The sequence below is a fragment of the Morganella sp. B601 genome (assembly GCF_051172335.1).
In the GTDB taxonomy this organism is placed as follows: Bacteria; Pseudomonadota; Gammaproteobacteria; order Enterobacterales; family Enterobacteriaceae; genus Morganella; species Morganella morganii.
This window is the reverse complement of sequence record NZ_JBPIZE010000003.1, coordinates 171,665-189,702: the sequence shown is the minus strand read 5'-3', so window position 1 is coordinate 189,702 and position 18,038 is coordinate 171,665. Positions and strand designations below refer to the sequence as shown.

Annotated in this window: 21 protein-coding genes; 14 read left to right on the top strand and 7 right to left on the bottom strand. The window is 53.3% G+C overall.

Annotation, left to right across the window (positions count from 1 at the left end; translation table 11 throughout):
* Positions 1-50: 50 nt before the first annotated feature.
* Complete coding sequence (gene der / locus ACSBQN_RS09425) at positions 51-1,556, top strand: ribosome biogenesis GTPase Der (protein ID WP_024473928.1); 1,506 nt, start codon at positions 51-53, stop codon at positions 1,554-1,556.
* Positions 1,557-1,604: 48 nt separating this feature from the next.
* On the opposite strand, the gene ACSBQN_RS09420 is transcribed toward der, so the two are convergent.
* The gene (locus tag ACSBQN_RS09420) at positions 1,605-2,705 is read right to left on the bottom strand and encodes a M4 family metallopeptidase (RefSeq protein WP_152695981.1); all 1,101 of its coding nucleotides are present in this window, start codon (positions 2,703-2,705) and stop codon (positions 1,605-1,607) included.
* A gap of 101 nt (positions 2,706-2,806) precedes the next feature.
* Positions 2,807-3,712, bottom strand: a complete 906-nt coding sequence (hemF, locus tag ACSBQN_RS09415) for an oxygen-dependent coproporphyrinogen oxidase (RefSeq protein ID WP_024473927.1) — start codon at positions 3,710-3,712, stop codon at positions 2,807-2,809.
* 113 nt (positions 3,713-3,825) lie between these two features.
* Here hemF and ACSBQN_RS09410 point away from each other — a divergent pair, with 113 nt between their 5' ends.
* On the top strand, positions 3,826-4,257 hold the full coding sequence (locus ACSBQN_RS09410; protein ID WP_004236909.1) for a GNAT family acetyltransferase: 432 nt from the start codon (positions 3,826-3,828) through the stop codon (positions 4,255-4,257).
* Here ACSBQN_RS09410 and ACSBQN_RS09405 read toward each other — a convergent pair.
* Positions 4,254-4,667, bottom strand: a complete 414-nt coding sequence (locus ACSBQN_RS09405) for a YgiW/YdeI family stress tolerance OB fold protein (RefSeq protein WP_004241988.1) — start codon at positions 4,665-4,667, stop codon at positions 4,254-4,256. The two genes, ACSBQN_RS09410 and ACSBQN_RS09405, sit on opposite strands and share 4 nt — an antisense overlap.
* Positions 4,668-4,850: 183 nt before the next feature.
* Between ACSBQN_RS09405 and ACSBQN_RS09400 the strand changes: the two genes are divergently transcribed.
* The 8 genes from ACSBQN_RS09400 to cysM all read left to right on the top strand — a co-directional run bounded on the left by ACSBQN_RS09400 (position 4,851) and on the right by cysM (position 11,734).
* Positions 4,851-5,444 (top strand): RpoE-regulated lipoprotein, encoded by a 594-nt coding sequence (locus ACSBQN_RS09400; protein WP_024473926.1) that lies wholly within the window; start codon positions 4,851-4,853, stop codon positions 5,442-5,444.
* A gap of 102 nt (positions 5,445-5,546) precedes the next feature.
* Positions 5,547-6,443 (top strand): Dyp-type peroxidase, encoded by an 897-nt coding sequence (locus ACSBQN_RS09395; RefSeq protein WP_004236906.1) that lies wholly within the window; start codon positions 5,547-5,549, stop codon positions 6,441-6,443.
* 281 nt (positions 6,444-6,724) lie between these two features.
* Entirely contained in the window at positions 6,725-6,892 is a 168-nt protein-coding gene (locus ACSBQN_RS09390) for a DUF2933 domain-containing protein (RefSeq protein ID WP_123569056.1), read from the top strand.
* A gap of 114 nt (positions 6,893-7,006) precedes the next feature.
* Positions 7,007-8,038, top strand: coding sequence for a thiosulfate ABC transporter substrate-binding protein CysP (gene cysP, locus ACSBQN_RS09385; protein ID WP_024473924.1), 1,032 nt, complete (start codon positions 7,007-7,009; stop codon positions 8,036-8,038).
* A 1-nt stretch (position 8,039) separates the two neighbouring features.
* On the top strand, positions 8,040-8,867 hold the full coding sequence (cysT, locus tag ACSBQN_RS09380) for a sulfate/thiosulfate ABC transporter permease CysT (protein WP_004241992.1): 828 nt from the start codon (positions 8,040-8,042) through the stop codon (positions 8,865-8,867).
* The gene (gene cysW / locus ACSBQN_RS09375; RefSeq protein WP_024473923.1) at positions 8,860-9,702 is read left to right on the top strand and encodes a sulfate/thiosulfate ABC transporter permease CysW; all 843 of its coding nucleotides are present in this window, start codon (positions 8,860-8,862) and stop codon (positions 9,700-9,702) included. Before cysT ends, cysW begins: the two co-directional genes overlap by 8 nt.
* Positions 9,692-10,774: an ATP-binding cassette domain-containing protein gene (locus ACSBQN_RS09370; RefSeq protein WP_024473922.1), complete on the top strand. Its 1,083-nt coding sequence runs from the start codon at positions 9,692-9,694 to the stop codon at positions 10,772-10,774. The genes cysW and ACSBQN_RS09370 overlap by 11 nt, the downstream gene beginning before the upstream one ends.
* Before the next feature lie 78 nt (positions 10,775-10,852).
* Positions 10,853-11,734: a cysteine synthase CysM gene (cysM, locus tag ACSBQN_RS09365; protein ID WP_036407045.1), complete on the top strand. Its 882-nt coding sequence runs from the start codon at positions 10,853-10,855 to the stop codon at positions 11,732-11,734.
* Between the two features lie 4 nt (positions 11,735-11,738).
* On the opposite strand, the gene ACSBQN_RS09360 is transcribed toward cysM, so the two are convergent.
* The 4 genes from ACSBQN_RS09360 to ACSBQN_RS09345 all read right to left on the bottom strand — a co-directional run bounded on the left by ACSBQN_RS09360 (position 11,739) and on the right by ACSBQN_RS09345 (position 13,889).
* Positions 11,739-12,191, bottom strand: a complete 453-nt coding sequence (locus tag ACSBQN_RS09360) for an acetyltransferase (RefSeq protein WP_024473920.1) — start codon at positions 12,189-12,191, stop codon at positions 11,739-11,741.
* 70 nt (positions 12,192-12,261) lie between these two features.
* Positions 12,262-12,837, bottom strand: coding sequence for a class I SAM-dependent methyltransferase (locus ACSBQN_RS09355; RefSeq protein ID WP_004236898.1), 576 nt, complete (start codon positions 12,835-12,837; stop codon positions 12,262-12,264).
* 400 nt (positions 12,838-13,237) lie between these two features.
* On the bottom strand, positions 13,238-13,420 hold the full coding sequence (locus tag ACSBQN_RS09350) for a DUF2526 family protein (RefSeq protein ID WP_004241466.1): 183 nt from the start codon (positions 13,418-13,420) through the stop codon (positions 13,238-13,240).
* An 82-nt stretch (positions 13,421-13,502) separates the two neighbouring features.
* Complete coding sequence (locus ACSBQN_RS09345; protein WP_354632835.1) at positions 13,503-13,889, bottom strand: YkgJ family cysteine cluster protein; 387 nt, start codon at positions 13,887-13,889, stop codon at positions 13,503-13,505.
* Positions 13,890-14,276: 387 nt separating this feature from the next.
* On the opposite strand from ACSBQN_RS09345, the gene ACSBQN_RS09340 reads away from it, so the two are divergent.
* The 4 genes from ACSBQN_RS09340 to tssC are packed head-to-tail and all read left to right on the top strand — an operon-like array spanning position 14,277 to position 18,036.
* Positions 14,277-15,449, top strand: coding sequence for an ImpA family type VI secretion system protein (locus ACSBQN_RS09340; protein ID WP_024473918.1), 1,173 nt, complete (start codon positions 14,277-14,279; stop codon positions 15,447-15,449).
* 26 nt (positions 15,450-15,475) lie between these two features.
* Entirely contained in the window at positions 15,476-15,994 is a 519-nt protein-coding gene (locus tag ACSBQN_RS09335; RefSeq protein ID WP_025152132.1) for an Hcp family type VI secretion system effector, read from the top strand.
* A gap of 57 nt (positions 15,995-16,051) precedes the next feature.
* Entirely contained in the window at positions 16,052-16,555 is a 504-nt protein-coding gene (gene tssB, locus ACSBQN_RS09330) for a type VI secretion system contractile sheath small subunit (RefSeq protein WP_024473916.1), read from the top strand.
* Positions 16,555-18,036 (top strand): type VI secretion system contractile sheath large subunit, encoded by a 1,482-nt coding sequence (tssC, locus tag ACSBQN_RS09325; RefSeq protein WP_024473915.1) that lies wholly within the window; start codon positions 16,555-16,557, stop codon positions 18,034-18,036. Before tssB ends, tssC begins: the two co-directional genes overlap by 1 nt.
* The last annotated feature ends 2 nt before the right edge of the window (positions 18,037-18,038 follow it).

Genomic DNA, 18,038 nt, shown 5'->3' with positions numbered 1-18,038 from the left:
TCTCCTGTATGGTGCAGGGGATTTTTTCAGTGTTATGAGGCAGTAAAAGCATGATACCTGTCGTTGCTCTGGTCGGGCGTCCCAATGTCGGGAAGTCCACATTATTCAACCGCTTAACGCGTACGCGCGATGCGTTGGTTGCTGATTTCCCCGGCCTGACGCGGGATCGTAAGTACGGTCGTGCAGAGGTTGAGGGACAGGAATTTATTATTATCGATACTGGCGGTATTGACGGCACGGAAGAGGGTGTTGAAACCCACATGGCCGCGCAATCACTGCTGGCGATTGAAGAAGCCGATATTGTGCTGTTTATGGTGGATGCCCGTTCCGGCCTGATGCCGGCGGACAGCGGTATTGCCAAACATCTGCGCAGCCGCGATAACAAAACCACCTTTGTGGTGGCGAACAAAATCGACGGCATCGATCAGGATCAGGCGCTGGGTGAATTCTACAGCCTGGGTCTGGGCGAAGTGGTGCCTATCGCCGCCTCACACGGACGTGGTGTCAGTCAGCTGATCACCCGTGCACTGGTGCCGTTCTACGGCGAGCCGGAAAGTGAGGATGATGAGCGCGAGTTAACCGAAGAAGAGGCTAACGCCGCTTACTGGGCAGAGCAGGAAGCCCTGGCACAGGCAGCAGAAACGGAAGACGGTGAAGAGGAAGATGATTTCAACCCGATTGATCAGCCGATTAAAATGGCGATTGTCGGGCGTCCGAATGTCGGAAAATCCACGCTGACCAACCGTATCCTCGGTGAAGAGCGTGTGGTGGTTTACGATATGCCGGGTACCACCCGTGACAGTATCTATATCCCGATGGAACGCGACGGGCGCGAGTATATTATTATCGATACTGCCGGTGTGCGTAAACGCGGTAAAGTGACTGAAACGGTTGAAAAATTCTCCGTTATCAAGACACTGCAGGCGATTGAGGATGCGAACGTGGTGCTGCTGGTGATTGATGCCCGCGAAGGGATTTCAGACCAGGATCTGTCACTGCTGGGCTTTATCCTCAATGCCGGCCGTTCTCTGGTTATCGCCATCAACAAATGGGACGGCATGACCGCAGACGATCGCGAACACGTCAAAGATATGCTGGAACTGCGTCTCGGCTTCGTTGATTTTGCCCGTATCCACTTTATCTCCGCGCTGCACGGCAGCGGTGTCGGTAACCTGTTTGACTCAGTACAGGAAGCGTATGACTGCGCGACCCGCCGTGTCAGTACCGCACTGGTGACCCGCATCATGAAAATGGCAGCGGAAGATCACCAGCCGCCGCTGGTTCGCGGCCGCCGCGTCAAACTGAAATATGCGCATGCAGGGGGGTATAACCCGCCGATTATTGTTATCCACGGTAACCAGGTGTCAGATTTACCGGATGGCTATAAACGTTACCTGATGAACTATTTCCGTCAGTCACTGAAAGTGATGGGAACGCCTATCCGCATCCAGTTTAAAGAGGGTGAAAACCCGTTTGCGGATAAGAAAAACGTGCTGACAGCGACCCAGCTGCGGAAACGTAAACGCCTGATGTCTCATATTAAGAAAGGGCGTTAATCAGGAAAACCCGCATTTTAATGCGGGTTTTTTTATATCTGAACATTATCACGGCTCCAGCCCGACGGCTTTCCACGCGCTCATCAGTACGGCTGCAACTTCCTCATCATAGTTTTCATCCGCAACGTGCAGGGTTTCGCGGGCGAAGGTGAGGAAATCACACTCCGGCGGCAGGTTGCCTCTGCGCAGCGTGTCGAACCAGATCTGTCCGGCCACTTCCCAGCTGTACCCGCCGAGGGCGGAGGCAAAGTGGTAAAATGCATGGTTCGGGATGCCGGAGTAGCAATGCACGCCGCCGTTATCATTCTCCGGGTCATCCGGCAGTGCAATATAATCCCGCATATGTGCCACCTGTTTATCTTTGCCGATCACCGGATGATTATAGGCACTTCCCGGTGACGACAGGGAACGCAGTGCTTTAATTCCGCTTTGTTTATTGAACAAGGTTCTGCCGATATGCCAGTCCCCCTGATGGCTGGCATGACGGCCTCGGTAATGACCCAGCATAACGGTAAACACATCACAGACAGATTCATTCAGAGCACCGGACTGATGGCTGTAGGTCAGCGGGGAAAGGTGATCAATCACAGCGTGGGAAAACTCGTGCGTGGCGATATCGAGCTGGGCAAAGCTCATAAACAGCGGAGAGACACTCATCCCCGCATCGCCGGCACCAAACACCAGATGTGCGCCGTTCCAGAAGGCATTGCAGTAGCCGCGTCCGTAATGTGTCATGGCGGAGATGGTGGCATTGCTGTCATTAAAGGATTTGTAATCAAAGACATCATCAAAAAAACCGTAAATGATATCAAGATACTCAAACATATTATCGGTATCTGTATCCTGCCGTACAGGCATATGTGGCTGCGGGTTTTCTGCTTTCCGGTCTTCACGGTAATACAGATCCGGAACGGTGGTCAGGTTTTTCAGATGCATCACCCGGCGGTGTGCCTGCGAAGGGCACCCGGATTCCGGCAGAGCAGCATAACTGAGAGGCATCATGTCTGTTTCCGGCAGGCGGCGGTAACCGAGCAACCGCTGCATATGCTGATAACATAACTGAGTCTCTTCGTGATCCCCCTCATGAAGCAGGCGTTTTTTCAGGATCCAGGGCGGTAAAAATGAATAGCGCGGGGCATGTGCTGACATAGGCGGTTCTCCTGTGGTTGGAATGACCATCGTTACGGAGAAAAATACTTACCGCAGCAGACTATCAGCCTGCTTTTCAGTCAGCACACTGTGAAGGGTTATCAGACCCAGTCGCGGGGGATAAGAAAATCACTCAGTGCGGCTTCCGGAGAACCGGCCTGCGGTTGGTAGTCATATTCCCAGCGTACCAGCGGCGGCATCGACATAAGGATGGATTCGGTCCGCCCGCCGCTCTGTAAACCGAAAAGTGTGCCGCGATCCCACACCAGATTAAACTCCACATAACGGCCGCGCCGGTAGAGCTGAAACTGCCGTTCGCGCTCACCATAAGGAATAGAACGGCGTTTTTCCGCGATCGGCAGATAAGCCCGGGTAAAGCCGTTGCCGACAGCCTGTGTGAAGGCAAAGCATTCCTCAAAACCGGGCTTATTCAGATCATCAAAGAACAGGCCGCCGATACCACGCGCTTCGCTGCGGTGTTTCAGATAAAAATAGTCGTCGCACCATTTTTTATAACGCGGCCAGGCATCTTCGCCCAGCGGCGTGCAGATATCCCGGGCGACACTGTGCCAGTGTACGGCATCTTCTGTGAAAGGATAGAAAGGAGTCAGGTCAAAACCGCCACCGAACCACCAGACCGGGTCACTGCCGGCTTTTTCGGCAATAAAAAAGCGCACGTTGGCGTGTGCGGCCGGGACATACGGATTATGCGGATGAAGTACCAGAGAAACGCCCATGGCCTGATAGTGACACCCGGCCAGCTCCGGGCGGTGTGCCGTGGCAGACGGCGGCAGGTTGTCCCCGCTGATATGTGAAAAATTGACACCGGCCTGTTCAAACAGTGCGCCGGATTTCAGTACCCGGCTGCGTCCGCCGCCGCCGGATTCCCGCTGCCACTTATCTTCGCTGAACTCAGCACCGCCGTCACAGGCGGCGAGTTGTCCGCAGAGGGAATCCTGTAATCTGAGAAAAAAATCTTTAACACTGTCACTATCAGGGATATTCATTACATCACGACCATTGAGCTGCTGATAAACTTTAGTATATCATTTTGTTTTTATAAGATATCACACCCGTTCCGTCACGGACACGGGCAGACAACCGGCAGACAGGTAACGGTATGGACATTCGCACATTTCAGCAAGGTGATTTTGAAGAGGTTGTTGCGCTCTGGGAGCGTTGTGATCTGGTCACCCCCCCGGATGACCCGGAAACCGTAATTGAGCGGAAAATGGCACATGATCCGGCCCTGTTCCTGGTGGCGGAAGTCAACGGCGAAGTGGTGGGCACACTGCTGGGCGGTTATGACGGATACCGGGGCTATGCCTATTATCTGGCAGTGCATCCGGAATTTCAGGGACGGGGAATTGCTAATGCCATGGTGGCGAGGCTCGAGAAAAAATTACTGGCGCGGGGATGTCCGCAGTTACTGCTGTCGATTCCGGATGATAATACCGCCACGCTGAGCATGTTTGACAAACTGGCCTACGACGAATGTCAGCAGGACAGCCTGACCTACAGCAAACGGCTGATCACAGATCCGGAATATTAACTGCCGGGGTTGACCACACTGAGTGTATCGGCGGTTACCACAATGGCATGGCGGTCTTTTTCCATTCCGCCTTCAATGCGGATGGTATCATTAGGGGTGATAATCTTTTTCCCCCATAAATCCGCAGGGATTTTTACCTCGACGATACCGCTGTAATCTCCCAGCAGATAGTGCTCCGCTGAAATCTGAGACTGAATATTACCTTCCAGAATCACCCGGCTGTTATCCTGCAGATAGGGCAGCTGCTTGATGATAAAGCGTTGTGGTGTTTCACATTTTACTGTGCTCTGATGATACTCATAGGCAGAAAATGACGGCAGAGCCGCAGCAGGCTGAAACCAGAATGTACCTGTCAGAACAACCGCTGAAAACAGGTAAAAAGTCGATGATGTGAATGTCATTTCAGCCATAGCTTACGACGCCGGTAAATGAAAAATGTCGGTTATATACCAGGAGATATCTTATCGGAAATGTTACGTTACTGAATTGGTAAACATACCTATTTCGTTAAAATTATTTGATGTAATAATTCAGAATGAATGTTTTGTCAATTCCGGAGTCTGATATCTGAACCGAATGCAAAGGAGCAATGAATGAAGTGTTATCAGGCAATGAAGCTGGCCGCCGCGGCCGGTGCGGTACTGATGCTGAACGGGTGCAGTTCGTTTTCATGGTCATCATTATCGCCGGTAAGCTGGTTCAGCAGCAGCGCGCTGACGGTAACCGCACAGGGGGTCGGTGGTGTGAATAGTCAGACGGCCATGACCGAAACGGCGATCAGTCAGGGACTGGACGATAAATATACACTGCGCGGTGGTATGCAGACCGAGCAGGGGCAGATCGTTAAAATTTTTGAAGGCCGGAAAGATGATAAAACGGTTATCCGTCTGTCCGGGCCGGAAAATGGTACCGTGCAGCGCATTGTCGCCAATGATGCGGATATCCGCACGGAGTGGGACACCAAAACCGGAACCCTCTTTTCGGATATCTATCCGCAGGCCGTTGCCGGTGCCTGTACCCTGACCACTGAATTTGATGACAGCGCACAGGTTATCTGCCGTTCACCGCAAACCCCGCGTGTTTCCTATGTTTTCCGCGGAACCTGGAACGGCCCTGAAACACTGATGCCGTCAGATGATATTCTGAAAAACTGGACAGTCAGTTATATCGTCTGGGCCAATAAATAATCCGTAAAAATAAATGAACTTGCGGAATAACAAAGTAATTCCGCGTCAGTGATTTATGATAAGGCCATTTCCTGATCAGACTGACGATGCAAAGGGAGCAATATGTCACAAGCACAAAGCGGTATTCTGCCGGAACACTGCCGTTTCGGTATTTTTATTGAAGCAAACACCAAAGGTGATTTACCGGCGATCCGGCGTGGTTGTCAGGTTTTCCTGGCAGCGCTGAAAAAGTTACAGACACAGTTTGCGGCTGATCAGCTGAGTGCCACGGTGGCATTCGGTCATGACCTGTGGCGTCAGCTGGGCAGTCAGAGCAGTGCACCGGAGCTGAAAAACTTCCGTGAACTGGGGCGCGGCCTGGCGCCGGCCACACAGTATGATTTACTGATCCACATTCATTCTCAGCGTCACGATATCAATTTCTCGCTGGCACAGGCAGCGGTAGCGGCATTTGCGGATGCGGTTGAGATTCAGGGCGAAACCCACGGCTTCCGCTGGACGGAAGAGCGTGACCTGAGCGGTTTTATCGACGGCACCGAAAACCCGGAAGGGGATGAGCGCCCGGACGTGGCACTGATCGCAGAAGGGGAAGATGCGGGCGGCAGTTATATCCTGACTCAGCGCTGGGCACACAGCCTGAATAAATGGACCCGTTTTTCTGAAGAGCAGCAGGAAAAAATGATTGGCCGCACCAAAGCAGACAGCACAGAGCTGGATGAAAATGTGCGCAATGTAACCTCTCATGTTTCCCGCGTGGTGATTGAGGAAGAGGGCGAAGAGCTTTCCATTCTGCGCCAGAGCCTGCCGTACGGTACTGCCAGCGGTGAGCACGGCCTGTTCTTTATCGCGTACTGCGGTCGTCTGCACAATATTGAGCAGCAATTGCTGAGTATGTTCGGCGAAACCGACGGTAAATTTGATGATCTGCTGCGGTTCAGCAAACCGAAAACCGGGGCTTATTATTATGCGCCGTCGCTGGAACAACTGAGTGCGCTGTAATTAACAGCAGGCCATGCTGTAAGTAACACTGTTGCTTATGTATGGCTGAAACAACGGATAAAAGAACGAAAAGCATGCGCGTCACGGATGACGCGCCTGAGCTTACAGGGATGTATTTACAGCGGCTTTTCGTTTTATCCGTTGTGGCAGCCTTCCCCGGGCACTGCCAACTGTCACTGTTTTTATCCTTACAAAAACAAAGGTTAACTGACACTATTCCGCTGTACCTTCCCCTGAGGGCAACCTCTATCCTCCGTGTATACACAATACAGGAGGTTACCATGCTTGAGTTTTTCAGAGAAAACTGGTTTCTGCTTATGCTGCTGATTTGCCCGCTGATGCACTTCTTTATGCACCGGGGACACGGTTCACACGGCGGTTGTGATCATAATCAGCATAACGAAAAAGCACCTGCGTCACAGGAAGAGAAGAAACATATCGATGCATAATATCGTGAAGTAAATAATCACTATATATAATTCCATAATGATATAAGTAAATGGCTTGTGTCACTTTACGGATATATGCACACTGGCCGGAGTTACCTGAAACGCATCATCATAATGAGGTTCTCCGCCGTGAAACTGTCTGTCAACGCTGTATTACCTGCCGGTCTGCTGCTCCTTTCTGCTGTATGGAGCGGCGCTGCCGGTGCTGCTCAGTTACTGAATAGCTCCTATGATATTGCCCGTGAGCTGTTCACGGAAATCAACCCGCTGTTTGAAAAGCAGTGGAATGCGGAACATCCTGATGATCCGCTGACTATCCGCCAGTCTCACGGGGGTTCCTCAAAACAGGCGCTGGCGATATTACAGGGACTGCGGGCGGATGTGGTCACTTATAACCAGGTGACCGATGTGCAGGTTCTGCATGATAAAGGTAATCTGCTGGCAGCGGACTGGCAGGCGCGTCTGCCGAATAACAGTTCTCCGTATTATTCCACCATGGCTTTCCTCGTGCGCAAAGGCAATCCGAAGCAGATCAAAGACTGGGATTCCCTGCTGCGTGATGATGTGAAAATCGTTTTTCCGAACCCGAAAACCTCCGGTAACGGTCGTTACACCTATCTGGCTGCGGAAGGTTTCTGGCAGCAGAAAAACGGTAAAAACAGTGCTAAAACACAGGAACAGATGAAAAAATTCCTCAGCAATGTCGCGGTATTTGATACCGGCGGCCGGGGAGCCACGACGTCATTTATTGATCGCGGGCTGGGCGATGTGCTGATCAGTTTTGAATCAGAAGTGAATAATATCCGCAATGAATATGGCGCGGATGATTATGACGTTATTGTCCCGGCGTCCAATATCCTGGCGGAATTCCCGGTGGCGCGGGTGGATAAAAACACGGAAAAAAACGGCACACAGGCTGTTGCTGATGCCTATCTGACTTTCCTGTACAGCCCGGCGGCGCAGACAAAAATGGCGCAGTTTAATTACCGGGTGACTGATCCGGATGTGATGGCCGCCAATAAAGGCCATTTCCCGCCGGTGACCTTATTTAAAGTGGAAGATCAGTTCGGTTCATGGTCTGAAGTGATGACAAGCCGGTTCAATTCAGGCGGTGAATTTGACACCCTGATGGCTCAGGGTCGCTGATATGGCAAGGCGGGTGTTGCCGGGATTCGGCCTGTCCCTCGGGTTTACGCTGCTCTACAGCGGGCTGATCCTGCTGCTGCCCCTCACTGCACTGGTGTTACAGCTGGCGCAGATGAGCTGGGCGCAGTACTGGCAGGTCATTACCGGCCCGCAGGTGGTCGCCGCCTATAAAGTCACACTGCTCGCCGCCCTTGCTGCCAGTCTGTTTAATGCAGTGTTTGGTGTGCTGATGGCCTGGATCCTGACCCGCTACCGCTTTCCCGGCCGCCGTATTCTCGACGGCCTGATGGATTTGCCCTTTGCGCTGCCCACGGCGGTTGCGGGGCTGACACTTGCCACTCTCTTTGCCCCGAACGGCTGGTACGGCCGTTTTTTTGATTCGTTTAATATCACCGTGGTGAATACCTGGATTGGTATTGCGGTCGCGATGATGTTTACCAGTATCCCGTTTGTGGTCCGCACGGTACAGCCGGTGCTGGAAACTCTGAAACCGGAGTATGAGGAAGCGGCAGAAACGCTGGGCGCTTCGCGCTTTCAGATATTCCGCCGTGTGATCTGGCCGGAAATCGCCCCGGCAGCGCTGGCGGGAACCGTTTTGTCCTTTACCCGCAGCCTTGGTGAGTTTGGTGCGGTGATTTTTATCGCCGGTAACCTGGCATGGCAGACGGAAGTGGTGTCATTCCTGATTTTTGTCCGCCTCCAGGAGTTTGAATACCCGGCGGCTGCGGCGATTGCCTCGGTGGTGCTGATGACTTCGCTGGTGTTATTGCTGGCGGTCAATATTATTCAGAGCCGCGCCGGATTGCGTACCGGGAGGTCTCATGGCTGATACACTGCGCCGCCGGCGTTTCCCGTGGCAGAAGTGGCTGCTGATTTCTGCCGGGCTGCTGCTGACATTTTTCATCCTGATTATTCCGCTGGTGTGGATTTTTGTGACCGCGCTGTCTGATGGCATCGGCGGTGTGATCCGCGCACTGGCGGAGGCGGATATGCTGCACGCTATCTGGCTGACAGTGATTGTGGCGCTGATCACCGTGCCGGTGAATCTGATTTTCGGCACACTGCTGGCGTGGCTGGTGACACGGTTTCGTTTTCCCGGCCGCCAGTTACTGCTGACACTGGCGGATCTGCCGTTTGCAGTATCGCCGGTGATCGCCGGGCTGTTGTATCTGCTGCTGTACGGCTCAAACAGCTGGCTGGGCGGTTTTCTCGAAAGCTCGCTGGATACCCAGATTATGTTTGCGTTGCCGGGAATTGTGCTGGTAACGATTTTCGTGACCTGTCCTTATGTGGTGCGGGAACTGGTGCCGGTAATGCTCAGTCAGGGTGCACAGGAAGAAGAGGCCGCCGTGCTGCTGGGGGCCCGTGCGTGGCAGATCTGGTGGCGGGTGACACTGCCGAATATCCGCTGGCCGCTGTTTTACGGCGTGATCCTGACCAACGCCCGCGCTATCGGGGAATTCGGTGCAGTGTCAGTGGTTTCCGGGGCGATTCGCGGGGAAACCTTCACCCTGCCGTTGCAGGTGGAATTATTACATCAGGATTATCAGACCGTGGCGGCATTTACCGCATCCGGTCTGCTGGCACTGATGGCTGTTGCGACCCTGTGCATCCGCCACGGCGTGATGGCATATCAGGGATCCCGGAGGAAATATGAGCATTGAAATCCGTCATCTGACACACCATTTCGGTGCGGAGCCGGTATTACAGGATATCTCGCTGTCGGTGGCGGACGGCGAAATGGTGGCGTTGCTGGGGCCGTCCGGATCCGGGAAAACCACACTGCTGCGGATTATTGCCGGGCTGACCCCTCATAGCGCCGGAGAATTGTATATCAGCGGGGAAGAGGTTTCCGGGCTGGCGGCAGGGGAGCGCCGGGCCGGGTTTGTTTTTCAGCACTATGCGCTATTCCGGCATATGACGGTGTTTGACAACATTGCATTCGGGCTGACGGTACTGCCGCGCAAAACACGTCCGTCAAAAAAAGAAATCCGCGCTAAAGTGATGTCACTGCTGGAAAAAATTCAGATGCCGCACCTGGCGGATCGCTATCCGGCACAGCTTTCCGGCGGACAACAACAGCGGGTGGCACTGGCCAGAGCGCTGGCGGCAGAGCCGCGCATTCTGCTGCTGGATGAGCCGTTCGGTGCCCTGGATGCAGGGGTGAGAACCGAACTGCGCCGCTGGCTGCGTCAGCTGCATCAGTCGCTGGGATTTACCGCTGTATTCGTGACACACGATCAGGAAGAGGCGCTGGAGGTGGCTGACCGCATCGTGGTGATGCGCGGCGGACATATCGAGCAGGTCGCGGTACCTGAAAGCCTCGGCAATGATGACAGCAACCGCTTTGTAACAGAGTTTCTTGGTCAGATAAATATTTTCCGCGGTGATATCGCTACTGATGGTGGAGTGCGGATTGGCGGCGTACGCCAGCCGGTTGCCGCACTGACCGCCGGTTCCGGGCCGGTATCGGTATTTGTGCGCCCCTGGTCGCTGACATTGCAGCATACCTTTTCGGCGGATGCGGTTGCAGCCAGGGTTGTGACCATCCGCTCACACGGGCATTACCGCACTGCCGTGGTGACCACGGAAGCGGCTGAAGATGAAGTGACGGTCATTTTACCGCCGGACACCCGTGCCGCCGCCGGTGATTCTGTCTGGCTGACAATCAGGGAGTTACGGCTGTTTCGCGGCGAAGACGAACTGGCATTGCTGCCGCAGGCACAGTGCGCATAAAGATGAAAATAATTCCGGTTGCATACTGCCTTGCGGCGGCGGTATGGTTTCCGTTTACGGCTCAGGAGGCAGAACAACGTGGCATCTATCAGTAATGGGATCGGCAATACCCCGCTTTTCCGGCTTGCACGGCTGGGTGAGGGCAGCGGCGCAGAAATCTGGGTCAAACCGGAAGGCAATAACCCCGGCGGTTCGGTAAAAGATCGTGCGGCGAAAAGTATGATTGAAGGTGCCGAACAGCGCGGGGAGATCCGTCCCGGGGATACGCTGATTGAAGCCACCAGCGGGAACACCGGTATTGCGCTGGCGATGATCGCAGCGATTCGCGGTTATAAATTAAAGTTGCTGATGCCGGAAAATATGAGTGCCGAACGTCAGGCCGCCATGAAAGCTTACGGCGCGGAGCTGGTGCTGGTCAGCCGGGCACAGGGTATGGAAGGGGCGCGGGACCTGGCGCAGCAGATGGCAGCGGACGGGGAAGGTTATGTGCTTGATCAGTTTAATAATCCCGATAACCCGCTGGCCCATTACCGGACAACCGGGCCGGAAATCTGGCAGCAGACGGACGGGCGTATCACGCACTTTGTCTCAGCTATGGGCACTACCGGCACCATTACCGGGGTGGCGCGTTATCTGAAAGAGGTCGCACCGCAGATCAATATCACCGGTCTGCAACCGGCGGAAAACAGTCAGATTCCGGGGATCCGCCGCTGGTCACCGGGGTATCTGCCGGGGATTTTTCAGCCGCAGCTGGTGGATGATATTCTGGATATCACTCAGCAGGAAGCAGAAGATACGATGCGCCAGCTGGCACAACAGGAAGGCATTTTCTGCGGGGTCAGTTCCGGCGGTGCGGTGGCCGGTGCACTGAGAATTGCAAAAGCGAATCCGGGATCGGTGATTGTCGCCGTAATCTGCGATCGCGGCGACCGTTATCTCTCGACCGGCGTTTTCGGCTGAGACATTATCCCGCTGTTTTGCCGGTGTATTTCATGTGCAGCAGCGGGAACGGATTTCCCTCACCATCCAGCTCAGAACGGCCTGTCTGTGCAAAACCCATATGGCGGTAAAAGCCAGCGCCCTGCGGGTTTTGTTCATTTACATCCAGCTCATCCGCCTGTAACTGCTCAACGGCATAATTCAGCAGGAATTTACCGGTGCCTTTACCGCGAATAGCCGCATCCACAAACAGCATCTCAATCCGGTTCGCGTCTGTGCCGAGAAAACCATGAATCTCACCGTTTTCATCCTGTGCCACCACCACATTCAGGTTCGGCAGATAGGTATTGAGCAGCAGCGGACGCAGTTTTCCAATATCAGCCTCACATAAAAAATCGTGTGTGGCGCGGACAGATGATTCCCAGATGGCAACCAGGCGCGGGAAATGATCCGGTTTGGCGGGGGCGATAATTAACATAAAGAAATCCGTAAACAGAGGATACTGAGAATGGCCGGTGCCCCGGTGTTCCGGGACACGCTGCGGGTGATCAGTTATTGGTATAACGTCTCTTCGGGGTGCAGATATACACCCAGGCCGGCGGAACGTTGAACAATACACGCTCTTTGCGGAAATGGAAATAACGGCGCAGGTATTTCTCAAATTTGGTGGTGTACTGGAACAGAATAAACTGCCCGTCGCTGAGTTCGATATTGTCACGCACCGCTTTCAGAATACGCAGCCCGGTGCGGCGGTCAATTGACAGAAACGGCAGACCGGAGAAAATCACATTATACGGGCGGTTCAGTTTCTCTGCTGAGTCAGAAAAAATCCCCAGCCGGCCATCCTGAAATTTATTCAGCAGGCTGACAAAATAGGGGTCAATTTCATAGGCATCCAGTTTAGCCAGCGGATCCATCTGATCCAGAATCTGACGGGTAATCACCCCGGTACCGGCACCCAGCTCAGCAAAATGCTGCACACCGCTCCAGTCGACGTGACGAACCATTGCACGGCACAGCCAGCGTGATGAGGGGGTAATCGTTCCCATCGTGGCCGGCGATGCAATAAACTTCTTGATGTACGCGTAATAGCTCAGTAACGGTGAATAGTTTGATACTTCCATAATAAGCATTCCTTACAAACCCGGATACAACGCACGTGTAAATAGTCACGTCAGTGAAACGTATTCAATATCATATGCCGATTATTCTCTTTCCTCTACAGATAAATAAGGAATTTTTCAGCCGGTGAAAAAATTAAAAAATTCATAAAACTGTCATATAAAACAATGCAATAGGGTGTTTTATTTTCAGTTTTTAATTAACAGGCAGATAAGATTGATTTGTTATAAATAATAATCAGATGAATGAATGAGATAGCTGACAGGGAAAGCATAGCGGATTAAAAGGCGGTTAGTACAGGAATGACCGTGACTTTTGCAAAAGCTGACATTAACGGAATAAACATGACACTCCGTACCGGCATATTATTCTGACAATAAGCCGGTACGGAATAAGAATTAACTAGTGATGTATTTTTCCGTGATCCATTATCGCCTGACGGAGGCGCTGCTGTAATTCATAACGCTGTTCATACGGCAGCGGGTTGCTGTCACCCAGGCTGACCATCAGTTCGTTCATTTCAGTGATACTGTTACTCTCAATGGCTTTTTCCACATCAGCAACACTCTGTGCATAATCGCTCATACGGCTGTCCTTATTCAGTCTGATAGTAATGCGGTTATCCTACCTGAACAGCCGTAAAAACGTTAGTGCAAAACGGTGGTAGTCAGGCGGCGTGATCATTGTGACGGGACGGCGGCTCCAGCGGCGGCAGGCCGTGTGCGGCTCTTGCCCGGTCACAGGCGGCATTGTGTACACCGCTGACCCACGACTGATCAAACTCGCGGCACGGGGACGGGCGCTGTGCGTAAGCGCTGCACGCCACACACTGACCGACTTCCCCCTGAAGATTGATACAGCGCGGGAATTTCTGATCAGTGCCTTTCATACAGGCCATAAAATCATTCACTTTTTCTGTCATCTCTGCCGGCACCACGCCGCCCGTACTGTCCGTTTCTCCGTGATAAAACGAGACCCGGAAATAGGCACAGCACGCCCCGCACTGCATACAGGGATTGGTGTCCGCATCAGTAAACGCAATTACATTGCTCATGATAGTTAACCACATTATGCAAACGCGGTGATTATTTCACCGCAGGCCGAGTTTTGTCCTGAATAAGTTGTCAGGACGGATTATTATTTTTATTCTGCCGCCTGAATTCAATAAAAATAAACAGCAGCAGATCACAAAATAATGAATGAAATTAAAATAATAAGTCTGCATATGATAGATAGGCCAAATAATTTACTGCATACAAAGGTATATTTCTGTTTTTAAAAGATAAAGTAAACATCTCTCCGGCTGTATCTCTTTGCACGATATGCTGTTGCGGTACGGCGTAAAGCTAAAAAAATCAATGATGCTGCTGACAGTGGCGTTTGTTTAAGTGTGGTTTACTTTTCCCATCGGAAAACAGCGGCGAAATGCAAAGGGAAAGGTATGCCATTGTCTCAGGATGAGCAGAAAACACTGTGGTTACCTGTCTGTGAAAGACAGCCGCAGGGGGAGTATTTAAAAGCAGATGGTGCCCGTTACCGGCCGTTGCGTAATCTGTTCAATATTGCCCAGTCCTCGCTGCGCCGCCTGTTACAGCAGACGGATGAAGAAAGCAGGGCACAGCACCGGCAGCAGATGCTCGCCGCTCAGACTGCACTGGCAGATGCGCTGCTTCCTGTTCTGACTGACACGGCCCGTGATATCAGCCTTTCCGGCTGGTATCTCTGGTGTCAGATATTACAGGATCCGTCACTGCACGCCCTTGAGCAGTCGCTCGCCTGGTTCTCTGTTCAGATAACAAAACACTGGGAGCAGCTGCCCCCGCAGCATCAGGAAGACCCGCAGGCGGAGCAGATAAAATTACAGGAACTGAGTCTGATTCTGGGCTCCGGCACCGAAAATTGTTTGTTTTACAGTGCGCTGTTGCTGCTGCCGGTTACGGATGACATCCCGTATTACCACTATCTGCAATGTCAGCACCGGGGAACGCTGCCGGAGTGCCCGGCACACACTGCACATTCACAGGCAGACGCCCGGCAGCGCATTGATGTGCTGACACAGTGCCTGACGCACTTACAGCCGCTGACGGCATTTTTTGCTGAACGGGGCGCGGGCAGCACGGTATCACCGGTCTTTTTTACGGAATTACTGACCGGTTACCGCAGTGCAGTGATGGCCGTCAGCGGTCTGACACTCTCTGTACCGCCGGTCACAGAGGCTCTGCCGGAACAACCGCCGGAGAAAGCGGCTTCGCCGGTTGCGGAGCACCCCGCACGCCCGGATTTCCCTGCACTCAGCCAGCGCAATCACCACAATCGTGATACCGCATTGCGGCAACTGCGTGAAATCTCCCGCTACTTCAGGGACAGCGAACCGCACAGTCCAATCTCTTACCTGCTGGAAAAAGCCATCCGCTGGGGACAAATGTCACTGGCCGGGTTGTGGCAGGAAATATTACTGGAAGACAACAGCACACTGCTGGACCGGATATTTTCACTGACCGGTCTGAATGATATGCAGATGACAGAATTACCGGAACCGGAAAACGATACGGCATCCGCAGATGAAAACCCGACCTTACCGGCAGAGCGCGGCAATACCGCACTGCGCTGGTAATCATTACACACATAATAAGGATAGTTATGGCAAGTATTTATATGCGAATTGATGGCGTTGATATTAAAGGTGGCGCAACGGTTATCGGCCTGGACGGCGCGAACTGGTTTGCGGTGGATTCCTACAGCTGGGGCGGCTCCCGTAATGTGGCGATGGATATCGGTAACGGCAATAACGCCGATTCCGGTATGGTCGCGATTCAGCCGGTCAGCGTGGCAAAACAGATTGATGGTGCATCGGAAGATCTGCTCTCTTTCCTGTTTAATCCGGGCAAAGAAGGCAAAACCGTGGAAATCGCCTTCACCAAACCGGAAGCGGATGGCTCGGGCGCATCTGTTTATTTCCAGATCAAGCTCTCTCATGCCCGTCTGACCGGCTATAACGTCAGCGGTTATGACGGCGCACAGCCGCATGAAATGATCACCTTCTCCTATGTGGAAATTTCTCAGAAACATTCCTATGAACTGGAAGGCGGAGAGCTGAAAGAGGGCGGTATTGTCACCTACAACCTGCCGCAGGGCAAACTGCTGTCCGGCGCGAAATAACACTGAACGGGAAGCCTGCGGGCTTCCCGCTTTTTTGATAACCGCAGGAAAACTGTTATGGCAATGAATGCACAGCACAAGCGGGTGAATAAAAACCGCGTCAGTATTACGTATGATGTTGAAGTCAATGGTGAATCAGAAAACCGGGAACTGCCGTTTGTTGTCGGGGTGGTCGGTGATTTTTCCGGACATAAACCGGCGGATAAAAAATGTGCGCCGGAAGACCGGGAATTTACCGGCATTGATAATGACAATTTTAATGATGTGATGGCGCAGATAAACCCGGAACTGACTTTTAATGTCACCAATACCCTCAGCGATGACGGCAGCGAGTTTCCGGTGGAACTCTCCTTCACGTCAATGGCGGATTTTCATCCGGAAAACCTCGTGAACCAGATAGCGCCGCTCAAATCTCTTGTCGAAACCCGCAACCAGCTGAAAACCCTGCTCAGTAAAGCGGATCGCTCCCGCGACCTTGAGCAGCTGCTTAAAGAGATCCTGCAGAATACGGAGGCACTCAGTTCTCTGAATGCCGAACTGGCTGTGCCGGAGGCAGGCTGATGAGTGACACTTCGCAGCAGCAGGCGGCAGCACCGCAGGGTACGGCGGAACTCAGTTTTCTCGATCGCGCGGTGCAGGCCACTGTGCAGACCCCGGCGGATACCACCCGTGACCTGATGACCGCACTGACCCGTCAGGCAATGGCAGGTACGGTGAGCTGGGATAAAAACCTGACACTCACCTTGCGTAAGGCGATCACGCTGATTGATAAACAAATTTCGTCCCAGTTATCCGAAGTGATGACCGCTCCGGACTTCCGGCGCCTGGAAGGCAGTTGGCTGGGGCTGCACAAGCTGGTCAGGGAGAGTGACCCGGGGGCGGATTTGAAAATCCGCATGGCGGATTACACCAAAAGTGAGCTGCTGCAACAGTTTGAAAATGCCCCCGCAATTGACCGCAGCCCGTTTTTTAACTGTGTGTATCAGGCAGAATTCGGTACCGCAGGCGGCCAGCCGTACGGCGTGCTGCTCGGGGATTTTGAGTTTGGTTACGGTGATGAGGATGTGGCGCTGCTGCGTTACATCGGCGAGGTGGCCAGCGCCTCCCATGCGCCGTTTGTGGCCGCCGCCGGGGGGGCAATGTTTGATTTTCAGTCGGTAACGCAGTTTGCTGACGGCAAACCGGTCGCTGCCGGGTTTGATGCCCCGGCATATGCGTCGTGGAATGCCTTCCGTGCCGCCGATGAGTCGCGTTATGTCGCGCTGACATTGCCGAAAACCCTGGCGCGTCAGCCTTACGGTACCGGCGGTAAAAGTATCTGCGGGTTTGAGTTTGAGGAACTGCCGCAGCGGGCGGACGGCTCTGCACAGGTATCGTCACAGGATCAGTTTGTCTGGAGCAATGCCGCGTATGCCTACGGGTTGCTGCTGACACAGGCATACCGCCGCTTCGGCTGGTGTACGGCGGTGCGCGGGGCGGAGAATGGCGGCAAAGTGGATAATCTGCCGAATTATATCTACCGCAATGATGCCCGTGACGTTGTTCAGCTTTGCCCGGCACAGGTCAATCTCACCGATGAGCGGGAAAAAGAGCTCAGTGACCTCGGTTTTCTGCCGCTGGTGCACTATAAAAATGCGGCTCACGGCGTGTTTATGGGGGCGCAGACGGTGCATAAGCCGAAAATCTATACTGATCCGGCCGCGACCGCCAATGCGGCGATTTCCGCCAGACTGCCTTATGTGATGGCGAGCAGCCGTATTGCACAGTATCTGAAAGTGATAGGGCGTGACCGTGTCGGCTCGAATCTCTCGGCGGCAGACGTGGAAAAATCCCTCGATCGCTGGCTGCATCAGTATGTCAATCCCAATGCTATCGGCAATGAGGCCAAAGCGACTCATCCGCTGGCGGAAGCCAAAGTCACGGTGACGGATTTACCGGGCCGCCCCGGGATGTATGCGGCGGTGGCGTGGATCCGTCCGTGGTTACAGATGGAAGCCCTCACTGCCTCGCTGCGGATGGTGGCGGATATCCCGGGCGGGTAATG

Bases quoted from the DNA above. Each gene is read 5' to 3' on its own strand.
- der (WP_024473928.1), top strand. From the start codon at position 51: ATGATACCTGTCGTTGCTCTGGTCGGGCGTCCCAATGTCGGGAAGTCC.
- ACSBQN_RS09420 (WP_152695981.1), bottom strand. From the start codon at position 2,705: ATGTCAGCACATGCCCCGCGCTATTCATTTTTACCGCCCTGGATCCTG.
- hemF (WP_024473927.1), bottom strand. From the start codon at position 3,712: ATGAATATCCCTGATAGTGACAGTGTTAAAGATTTTTTTCTCAGATTA.
- ACSBQN_RS09410 (WP_004236909.1), top strand. From the start codon at position 3,826: ATGGACATTCGCACATTTCAGCAAGGTGATTTTGAAGAGGTTGTTGCG.
- ACSBQN_RS09405 (WP_004241988.1), bottom strand. From the start codon at position 4,667: ATGGCTGAAATGACATTCACATCATCGACTTTTTACCTGTTTTCAGCG.
- ACSBQN_RS09400 (WP_024473926.1), top strand. From the start codon at position 4,851: ATGAAGTGTTATCAGGCAATGAAGCTGGCCGCCGCGGCCGGTGCGGTA.
- ACSBQN_RS09395 (WP_004236906.1), top strand. From the start codon at position 5,547: ATGTCACAAGCACAAAGCGGTATTCTGCCGGAACACTGCCGTTTCGGT.
- ACSBQN_RS09390 (WP_123569056.1), top strand. From the start codon at position 6,725: ATGCTTGAGTTTTTCAGAGAAAACTGGTTTCTGCTTATGCTGCTGATT.
- cysP (WP_024473924.1), top strand. From the start codon at position 7,007: ATGAGGTTCTCCGCCGTGAAACTGTCTGTCAACGCTGTATTACCTGCC.
- cysT (WP_004241992.1), top strand. From the start codon at position 8,040: ATGGCAAGGCGGGTGTTGCCGGGATTCGGCCTGTCCCTCGGGTTTACG.
- cysW (WP_024473923.1), top strand. From the start codon at position 8,860: ATGGCTGATACACTGCGCCGCCGGCGTTTCCCGTGGCAGAAGTGGCTG.
- ACSBQN_RS09370 (WP_024473922.1), top strand. From the start codon at position 9,692: ATGAGCATTGAAATCCGTCATCTGACACACCATTTCGGTGCGGAGCCG.
- ACSBQN_RS09360 (WP_024473920.1), bottom strand. From the start codon at position 12,191: ATGTTAATTATCGCCCCCGCCAAACCGGATCATTTCCCGCGCCTGGTT.
- ACSBQN_RS09355 (WP_004236898.1), bottom strand. From the start codon at position 12,837: ATGGAAGTATCAAACTATTCACCGTTACTGAGCTATTACGCGTACATC.
- ACSBQN_RS09350 (WP_004241466.1), bottom strand. From the start codon at position 13,420: ATGAGCGATTATGCACAGAGTGTTGCTGATGTGGAAAAAGCCATTGAG.
- ACSBQN_RS09345 (WP_354632835.1), bottom strand. From the start codon at position 13,889: ATGAGCAATGTAATTGCGTTTACTGATGCGGACACCAATCCCTGTATG.
- ACSBQN_RS09340 (WP_024473918.1), top strand. From the start codon at position 14,277: ATGCCATTGTCTCAGGATGAGCAGAAAACACTGTGGTTACCTGTCTGT.
- ACSBQN_RS09335 (WP_025152132.1), top strand. From the start codon at position 15,476: ATGGCAAGTATTTATATGCGAATTGATGGCGTTGATATTAAAGGTGGC.
- tssB (WP_024473916.1), top strand. From the start codon at position 16,052: ATGGCAATGAATGCACAGCACAAGCGGGTGAATAAAAACCGCGTCAGT.
- tssC (WP_024473915.1), top strand. From the start codon at position 16,555: ATGAGTGACACTTCGCAGCAGCAGGCGGCAGCACCGCAGGGTACGGCG.